At 65.2% G+C, this 3,276-nt stretch carries 1 protein-coding gene; it reads right to left on the bottom strand.

The window, feature by feature from the left end; translation table 11 throughout:
- Positions 1 to 3,276, bottom strand: a 3,276-nt coding sequence (locus ACW9IB_RS29290) for a condensation domain-containing protein (RefSeq protein WP_457416788.1), incomplete at both ends; no start/stop codon positions are given.

Here is a 3,276-nt window from a genome sequence, read left to right as displayed (position 1 = left end):
CCTGGGCTTCGAACAATTGGTGTACCCACTGGCCTTGCGGGTAGTCGCGCTCAGTGGCGTTCCACTCGCACAGCAGTTGTTGGCGCTCGCCCCTCTCCAGCATCGGCACGTCACCCACCCGCTGCTGACCGTCCAGGATCATCCCTTGCAGCAGATTGACCAGGTGCCGGCCATAAGCGTGCACCGCCTTGTCGCTGAAATGCGCGCGGGCGAAGCTGAATTGCAGGGTCAGCGTCTCGCCCAGGTCCACCAACACTGTCAGGGGGTAACTGGTCTGCTCATGGGCATTGGGCAGACCAAATTTGATGCCGCTGCCGCCGCCCTGCTCCAAGGCCTTGGACACCGGGTAGTTTTCGAACACCAGCAACGTGTCGAACAGCGCCTCGCCGGCGGTGGCCGCCCAACGTTGAATGTCGTACAACGGCGTGTGTTCATGCTCGCGCAGGGCCAGATTGCGCGCCTGCACCGCCTGCAACAACTCAGCCACCGACTGCTGCGCGTCCACGGGGCTGATCACCGGCAGGGTATTGATAAACAGCCCGACCTGTTGCTCCACACCCGGCAATTCCGCCGGACGCCCGGCCACGGTAGCGCCGAACGCCACCACCGGCTGCCCGCTGTGCCGTTGCAACAGCATCAGCCAGGCGGACTGGATCAAGGTATTCAGAGTGACTTTGTGTTGACGGGCGAAGGCGTCCAGGCGAGCCGTCAACCCAAGGTCCAGGCCCTGGCGATGGTCGCCATGCCCTTCCAGCGCCAGCGGTTGACTGGCGCCCAGGCGCGTCGGCGTGTGCAGCGCGCTCAGTTGATCGCGCCAGAACGCTTCGGTGGCACCGGCATCGCGCTGTTGCAGCCAGGCGATGTAATCGCGGTAACGCCCCGTCGCCTGTGGCACGGCCACCCCGGCATAGCGTTGCAGCACTTCGCCGAACAGCCGTGAATTGCTCCAGCCATCCATCAGGATGTGGTGGTTGGTGTAGATCAGTTCATGGCGTTGCTCATCGGTGCGCACCAGCAGCACCCGCACCAGCGGCGCCCGGGTCAGGTCGAAGCCCTGGCGGCGTTGGGCCTGCTGCAAGTTTTGCAGTTCAAGCTCGCGTTCGGGCATGGCGCGCCAGTCGAGTTCTTCGACCTGTATCTGCGCCTCGCGGTACACCACCTGGCACGGCCACTCCAGCTGCCCTTCCCAGAAGAACCCGCTGCGCAGCACGTCATGGGCCTGCACCGTGGCCTGCCAGGCCTGCTGAAAGCGCGCCACATCCAGGTGCTCGGCGCTCACGCGTATCTGGTTGATGTAGTCGCCCGCCGCCTGCTCGTACAGGGTGTGGAACAGCATGCCCTGCTGCATCGGCGACAAGCTGTAGATATCTTCCACGGCATCGGCCACCAGCGGCAGCGACTCCAGTTGCGCCGGGTTCAGGCGTGACAGCGGGAAATCCGAAACAGTAAAGCCGCTGTTGCCCGGGGTGCAGCAATGCTCCACCAGACGTTCCAGTTCGCGGGTGAACGCCAGGCTCAAGGCCTCGATCACCTGCGGGTCGAACATCAGCGGGCTGAACGTCCAGCCCAGGCGCAGTTCGCCGCCATACACCTGGCCGTTGAGGGTCAGCCAGTTGCCCAGTGGCGCGTCGGGGTTTTGTTCGGCACCGGCATTTTCCGACGCCGGGGCGAACAGGCTGTCAGGCTGATCGAAACTGCCGTCGAACTGGCCCAAGTAGTTGAAGGTGATGCGCGGTACCGGCAACTGGCTGAATGCCTGGCGCGTGGCGTCATCGCCCAGGTAACGCAACGCGCCGAAACCCAGGCCCTTGTCGGGCACGGCGCGCAGTTGCTCCTTGATCTGCTTGATCGAGCCCGCCAGGCTGTCGTCCGGGGTCAGGCGCACCGGGAACAGGCTGGTGAACCAGCCCAGGGTACGGCTCAGGTCGATGTCGTCGAACAGCTCTTCACGGCCATGGCCTTCCAGCTGGATCAGGCTGGAGGCCTGCCCGGTCCATTCGCAGACCACCCGCGCCAGGGCGGTCAGCAGCAGGTCGTTGATCTGGGTGCGGTAAGCCGTGGGGGCCTGTTGCAGCAGTTGCCGGGTGCGCTCGGCATCCAGTTGGCTGACCACCGTCCGGGCCAGTCGGCCCGGGCGTGCGCCGTGCGGATCACGGCACGGCAGATCGGCGGCAACCCCCTGCAATTGCTGCAACCAGAAGTCCTTCTGCGGCTGCATGGCGTCACTGCGGGCGTGGGCTTGAAGGCGCTCGGCCCAGGCTTTGAACGAGGAGGTCTTGGCCGGCAAGCGCTGCTGGCGATACAGGCTTTGCACGTCTTCGAGGAAGATCCGCCACGACACGCCGTCCACCACCAAGTGGTGCATCACCAGCAACAGGCGCTGGCTGCCATCGGCCAGGTCGGCGAGTACCGCGCGCAACAGCGGGCCATTTTGCAAGTCGAGGCTGCGCTGGGCACGCTCGCCCAGGGCTTGCAGTTGGGCGGCGTCGTTCACGGGCTCCTGCCACACCAACGCCGAGGCCGGCGCTTCATGACGGGCAACCCAACCGTCGGCCTGCTGGCTGAAGCGCAGGCGCAACACATCGTGGTGTCGAGCGAGGGCCTGCAGCGCCGCTTCCAGCCGCTCGGCCTGCAAGGGCTCGCGGGGCGTCAACAGCACCGACTGGTTCCAGTGGTGCCGCTGCGGCAGGTCGAGCTCGAAAAACAACTGCTGGAACGGCAGCAGCGGCGTCTCGCCCTGCACCGGCCCCTGGTCGATCACCCGCACACGCTGCAACTGCGCCACACGGGCCAGGCTGCGCACGGTCTGGTGCTGAAACAATGCTTTGGCGGTGAAATGAATACCGGCGGCACGGGCCCGGCTGACCACCTGGATCGAGATGATCGAGTCGCCGCCGCGCTCGAAGAAGTTGTCATTCAGGCCCACGTGTTCGACGCCCAGCACGTCGGCCCAGATCGCGGCGATCTGCTGTTCGAGGGCGCTTTGCGGCGCTTCGTAGTGCTGCGCGGCCTCGGGTTTTGGCAAGGCCTTGCGGTCGAGCTTACCGTTCGGACTCAGCGGCATCTGTTCCAGCAACATCCATTGCGCCGGGACCATATAGTCCAGCAACTGCCGGGCCAGGTGCGCGCTGAGTACGTCGCGCCAATCCTCGCCGGCGTCTTGCAGCACCAGGTAGCCCACCAGGAACTTGCCATCGACGGCCAATACGGCGGTTTCACGCACCCAATCGTGTTCCAGCAAACGCGCTTCGATTTCGCCCAGCTCGATACGCAGGC

Source organism: Pseudomonas sp. SDO524_S393, assembly GCF_054071875.1.
Note: the sequence above shows the minus strand (reverse complement) of the source record. Positions and strands in the feature narration are given on the sequence as shown.